Annotated in this window: 2 protein-coding genes; one reads left to right on the plus strand and one right to left on the minus strand. The window is 56.6% G+C overall.

Annotated elements, in window-relative coordinates:
* Window positions 1-295 precede the first annotated feature (295 nt).
* The gene (locus tag HT737_RS02580) at window positions 296-757 is read right to left on the minus strand and encodes an anti-virulence regulator CigR family protein (RefSeq protein WP_182401327.1); all 462 of its coding nucleotides are present in this window, start codon (window positions 755-757) and stop codon (window positions 296-298) included.
* Window positions 758-1,154: 397 nt separating this feature from the next.
* Here HT737_RS02580 and HT737_RS02585 point away from each other — a divergent pair, with 397 nt between their 5' ends.
* Window positions 1,155-2,741 carry an ABC-F family ATPase gene (locus HT737_RS02585; RefSeq protein ID WP_041064399.1) on the plus strand — a complete coding sequence of 529 codons (1,587 nt, stop codon included), beginning with the start codon at window positions 1,155-1,157 and terminating at the stop codon, window positions 2,739-2,741.
* Window positions 2,742-2,882 lie beyond the last annotated feature (141 nt).

The raw sequence follows: 2,882 nt of genomic DNA on the forward strand, positions 1-2,882 counted from the left end.
CACCATCCTTTGGCGTGGGCAGAGGCCATGATGGACAGTTGAGCAGGCAGTAATGGCGCAGCCGCAAACATCATTACGCAGGACATGACGGCAACCAGGTTTTTCTTTTTCAAACGCATGACGGCATCCACTGGGGTTGGTTTTACTGTCATCTGAGATGCATTCATTTAGATCTGGTTCACCCACAAGCGATCAGCGGAAGCCAATCGCCTCATATATAAAGTGGGTGAGAATGTATTGCTTTTACCTTAGGTAAACAGATTCAAAAAATCAGGTTCATTGACCTGCCATCAGACTAATCGAAGGCGCCATTCAGCACTTCGTAGATAAGCCCGCTCGCAATCGCCACCAGAATCAAATCGGTGCCCACCTGCTGCCACTCATATCCGTCGTAATGAGGCAGTCGCCCAGCCAATCGTCCATCCAGTTTCTTGGCGATGCCCGGCGGCAGCGGTTTGCCGCGTGCCAGATTCTTTTGAATACCGGGAGGCAGCGCCGGACCCGGGCTCCAGTAGTCTCTGTAACCGTTGAGTACGCTCAGCACACCGCTTCGATCGACCACGGGTGCATGGTCCCAGTTGCCCGAACTGGATCCTTTGTTTTTGCCCCCTTGGTTGCCATGTCCCTGACTGTTCTGCGGGCCGCCCTTGCCGTTCCCTTTGCCGTTGCCATTTCCGGGATCGGCCAAAGCCGTTACAGAACTCACCGCCAAGGCCAGACAAGTAACAGACGCAACCAGTAAGCGTTTTTTAAACATGACCGTCCTCTCATCGGAAATTCCTTGATGAAATGTAGACGACATCAGGCGTTGTAGTTCCTCCCATGATTGTTGGAAGCCCGCATCGACACTCATGAATTCGATAGACCGCTGCGTGAACGCGCATTTCACGCTCCCCGAAGCAGGCAGTCTGCCGGTTCGTCAGCGTCCGCCATACAACTGCCGCATGACTTATGCGACAATGCGCGCAATGTCTGGCATGAATCCCGCCTTTAATGCCCAACAGCCTGGACGCCGTGTCCGGTTGCTGCTCTCACCCCTCGCCTGCTGGCTACCGCCAACACTGACCGGGTAGGGAAGAAAACGCTCCAAAAATGCCCCAGAAATGGCCCAAGCGCCAAATGTGCGGCTCGCAACCCATTGATAGGTAAAGCAATTGATCTCCACAGCTAACATCACGATGCAGTTCGGCGCCAAGCCGCTCTTCGAAAACGTTTCGGTCAAATTCAACGGCGGCAACCGCTACGGTCTGATCGGCGCCAACGGTTGCGGCAAGTCGACCTTCATGAAAATCCTCGGTGGCGATCTCGAGCCGTCCGGCGGTCAGGTCATGCTTGAGCCGAACGTACGCCTGGGTAAATTGCGTCAGGATCAGTTTGCCTACGAAGAATTCACCGTGATCGACACCGTGATCATGGGTCACGAAGAGTTGTGGAAGGTCAAAGCCGAGCGCGATCGTATCTACTCGCTGCCGGAAATGAGCGAAGAAGACGGCATGGCCGTGGCCGAGCTGGAAACCGAGTTCGCCGAGATGGACGGCTACACCGCCGAGTCCCGTGCCGGTGAACTGCTGCTGGGTCTGGGCATTCCACTGGAACAGCATTTCGGCCCGATGTCTGAAGTGGCGCCAGGCTGGAAGCTGCGGGTCTTGCTGGCTCAGGCACTGTTCTCTGATCCGGAAGTGCTGTTGCTCGACGAACCGACCAACCACCTGGACATCAACACCATTCGCTGGCTGGAATCGATTCTCACCGTGCGTAACAGCACCATGATCATCATTTCCCACGACCGTCACTTCCTCAACAGCGTGTGCACCCACATGGCTGACCTGGACTACGGCGAGCTGCGTCTGTTCCCGGGCAACTATGACGAGTACATGACGGCCGCGACCCAGTCCCGCGAGCAACTGCTGTCGGACAACGCCAAGAAGAAAGCCCAGATTGCCGAACTGCAAACGTTCGTCAGCCGCTTCTCGGCCAACGCCTCGAAAGCCAAACAGGCCACTTCCCGCGCCAAGCAGATCGACAAGATCCAGCTGGCCGAGGTCAAGCCATCGAGCCGTGTCAGCCCGTTCATCCGTTTCGAACAGACTAAAAAGCTGCACCGCCAGGCCGTGACCATCGAGCAGATGTCCAAGGGCTTCGACGGCAAGACCCTGTTCAAAAACTTCAGCTTCACCGTTGAAGCCGGCGAGCGCGTGGCGATCATCGGCCCGAACGGTATCGGCAAGACCACGCTGTTGCGCACCCTGATGGGCGAACTGACGCCAGACGCCGGTTCTGTGAAATGGACCGAGAGCGCGGAGCTGGGCTACTACGCTCAGGATCACGCCCACGACTTCGAAGACGATGTCAGCCTGTTCGACTGGATGGGTCAATGGACGCAGGGCGAGCAAGTGATTCGTGGCACCCTGGGTCGCATGCTGTTCTCCAACGACGAGATCCTCAAGTCGGTCAAGGTCATCTCCGGCGGTGAGCAAGGTCGCATGCTGTTCGGCAAGCTGATCCTGCAAAAGCCGAACGTACTGGTGATGGACGAACCGACCAACCACCTGGACATGGAATCGATCGAGGCGCTGAACCTGGCGCTGGAAAACTACCCGGGTACGCTGATCTTCGTCAGCCACGACCGTGAGTTCGTATCGTCTCTGGCCACGCGCATCATCGAGCTGAGCCCGAACGGCGTGACTGACTTCAGCGGCACTTACGATGACTACCTGCGTAGTCAGGGTGTGGTGTTCTAAAGATAGCTGCGAGCTTCTTGCTCCAAGCTTCAAGCGAAAGCCCTGTCGGTGTGACAGGGGCTTTTTGCATTTCAAGGGATCGTGATTTTGTGCTGCGAAGCCCTTCGCGAGCAGGCTCGCTCCAACGGGAATCGCGTTCCA

The organism is Pseudomonas sp. MD195_PC81_125 (assembly GCF_014060985.1).
Classification (GTDB): domain Bacteria; phylum Pseudomonadota; class Gammaproteobacteria; order Pseudomonadales; family Pseudomonadaceae; genus Aquipseudomonas; species Aquipseudomonas parakoreensis.

What these genes read in the sequence shown, in the direction of transcription:
- HT737_RS02580 (WP_182401327.1), bottom strand. Translation starts at nt 757, where the DNA reads ATGTTTAAAAAACGCTTACTGGTTGCGTCTGTTACTTGTCTGGCCTTG.